General features: G+C 49.9%; 3 protein-coding genes. All 3 read left to right on the forward strand.

Annotation, left to right across the window (positions count from 1 at the left end):
* Positions 1-176 precede the first annotated feature (176 nt).
* The 3 genes from ABJ99_RS28780 (at position 177) to ABJ99_RS14530 (ending at position 1691) form a co-directional block, all read left to right on the forward strand.
* A complete protein-coding gene (locus ABJ99_RS28780) occupies positions 177-407 on the forward strand; it encodes a hypothetical protein (RefSeq protein ID WP_054086393.1) in 231 nt (76 codons plus the stop codon).
* Between the two features lie 96 nt (positions 408-503).
* Positions 504-1073 (forward strand): STY4534 family ICE replication protein, encoded by a 570-nt coding sequence (locus ABJ99_RS14525; protein WP_054086394.1) that lies wholly within the window; start codon positions 504-506, stop codon positions 1071-1073.
* Between the two features lie 303 nt (positions 1074-1376).
* Positions 1377-1691, forward strand: a complete 315-nt coding sequence (locus ABJ99_RS14530; RefSeq protein WP_054086395.1) for a hypothetical protein — start codon at positions 1377-1379, stop codon at positions 1689-1691.
* Positions 1692-1798 lie beyond the last annotated feature (107 nt).

Raw genomic sequence — 1798 nt, forward strand, 5'->3', positions numbered from 1 at the left:
TAGTCTGGATTTCATGACTACGATGCGTTCAACGCATTAATCCAACCCCTAGTTCGCAAAGCATTCGGAAGCGCGAACAGTTGATCAGGTTATCTGATTGATGAATGCACATTGATTCTCTCACCCCATCGGGACCTTTCCCGTAGGGTCGGTCTCGTGCGCAGCAGGAGACCTTCATGAAAAGCAGTATTGCGCTGTACCAAGTATTGATTTCGATTGATGTTGAGGAAAAACGCGCCGCTGCAGTCGTCGATGCTCTGGAGTCGGATATGCAAACGCAACTCGCGACAAAAGCCGACATCGACAATCTCGAGTCTAGACTCGAACTGAAACTCACCATTCGTATGGCTGTCATGCTGACTGCTGCCGTAGGCGTTATGCTTACTGCGTTCAGATTCATGCATTGATTGTCGTGAAATTTCGCTTTACCACCCATGCGGGGAATACCTTCCCCCTAGGCGAAGTGTATCTCCGCTTTGATCATTCAAAACTGGAGACACACCATGAGCAACTCTACTAACGAAAGCAAATACTTCGACCTGCATACCACTGGTATTGGCTATCTCAACCGCATTCGTGAAGTGAAACCCCGTAAAGGGAATCCTTTCATGGCTGTCACAGTGGCCGCCCTCAAAGGCAGCACTGACTCGGCTGAGTACGCCTACATCGATTGCAACGTGGTGGGTGCTGAAGCTGACAAGCTGATTCGCCGTTGCCAGGAAGCTGTTGGTGCCGAGAAGAAGGTTCTTGTCTCTTTCCGGATTGGCGATATCTGGGCTGATGTTTTTACCTACAGCAGTGGTGCTAAACAAGGCCAACCAGGTGTCAGCCTCAAAGGCCGCCTCTTGTACCTTGCCTGGATCAAAGTTGAAGGTGAATACGTCTATCAGGCTCCGCAGAAAGAAGAAGCATCTGCCTCTTCTGAAAGTTCAGAGCCGGACACTACCCCAGTCGTTCAGTCCGAGGCGTCTGCCGCAAGCGAACCAACTGATGTAGCTCCAGCTGCTACTTCCTCTAAGCCCACACGAGCAAAACCAGTTCGCGCAGGACGAGGAAAGAAACAAGCCGCTTGATAGATCTTTTACAACCTCAAGGCGCCCTGCAGGCGCCTTTTCTTTTCATCACAACCTAGGTGTCGATTTCATGAAAAGCGCCATCGCTACGCTCGTGCTTACAGTGCTAAGCATCTTTTTTTTGGAATGTGGACAGCAAATGTCCGCGCAAGTATTGACTCAGATAGGGGCTGGTGGATTGGTAGCCACTTTCCTTTCCTTGATGGCTACCGTGATGATGTCCTGATACGACGCGTATACAAACCTCCCTTCCCCAAGGATCCTCATCCTCAGGAATCGGGGACTCCGCATTGGAGCTCCGAGATGGCATGTAACCCGAACCGACTAACCCTGCTCCTGGACATCGGCTTTCTTGTTTCAAGAGCTAAAGCACAAGAAAACATTGATCGCCTTATTATAGCGGGTGATGTTCCGCCTCCACCCATGGCTCATATTTATTGGGAAGATGTACTTGATAAGCTCGAAGAGCTGGCTCTTATGGACCACATCGATGACTTTACGCCGGACCAAAGCCCGATGCTTGAAGGTACTGGATGCCTAAAGTCTTATCAGACTCTTAGGCATTGGTACAAATTGGGTGATATGCCAGATGACTTCCACGTTATAGAAAGATTCTAACTAACCGTTCTCAAGAACGTAAACCCACCTGACCGGGTAATTCACCTCCCGGTCGGGCCAGGTGGTTACCCGCACCTGGAGAAAGACTATGTCCATCACCGTAAACC

The sequence above is a fragment of the Pseudomonas syringae pv. cilantro genome (genome assembly GCF_001293775.1).
Classification (GTDB): Bacteria; Pseudomonadota; Gammaproteobacteria; order Pseudomonadales; family Pseudomonadaceae; genus Aquipseudomonas; species Aquipseudomonas syringae_P.